General features: G+C 43.3%; 1 protein-coding gene. It reads right to left on the minus strand.

Features of this window, described 5'->3' with window-relative positions; all coding sequences use genetic code 11:
- Positions 1-729 (minus strand): AsmA family protein (locus R8N49_RS26955; protein WP_318190432.1); only part of this gene is annotated, 729 nt, incomplete at both ends.

The raw sequence follows: 729 nt of genomic DNA on the forward strand, positions 1-729 counted from the left end.
AACGTATTTTTGGAATGTCTCCCAATGTCACATCGGCTTTACCATCCAATGCAATCGCGTTTGCGGTTAACTTCTCTAGAATAAAGCTAAGGTGGCTTTTGTTTAGGTCAAATGAGAGGTCAGAGACCATATCAACTTTCATTGGTGATTGTGGCAAAGCATCACCTTCAAAGCTTGATTTCAGCGTAAGCTTATTCAACAACACTTTGCTAATCGCTTGGTCAACCGTAAGCTGCCCACCGCCTTGCATGTCCAGCTTCATACCAGCCGCACTGCCTTGAAGCGCGTAGCTAAGATTGTTTACTTTATCGAATTCAAACGTATCTAAGCCAATTTTTGCCGATTCAATAGTGTTGTTTGGATCAGTGTACGTCGCATCAACATTGATGTTCTTCAACGCATAACTGGCAAGACCTTTCGCCAGTTTAAAGTCTGCCTTACCTTCTGCTGTAAACTTCTGGTCATTCATTTCACCTTTCACACCAAAGTCAGCTGTCGTCCAGCTGTCAAAAGCAAATTCAGAAAGGTTCAACGATACATCATACAGCTTGGTGTAATTGCCGGCTTGCTTATCTTGAATTTCTAGTGAGCCATTAGAAACCGTAACACCAGCCAGGTTGATACTCCAATCTGAGCCTGCAGACTGCGATTCGCCACTTTGATCTGGTGCAGTATCATTCGGTTGCTCTGCTTGTTGAGTTTGCGCTTTCGTTAAAGCATCAATGTTCT

Source organism: Vibrio sp. 1978, assembly GCF_033344345.1.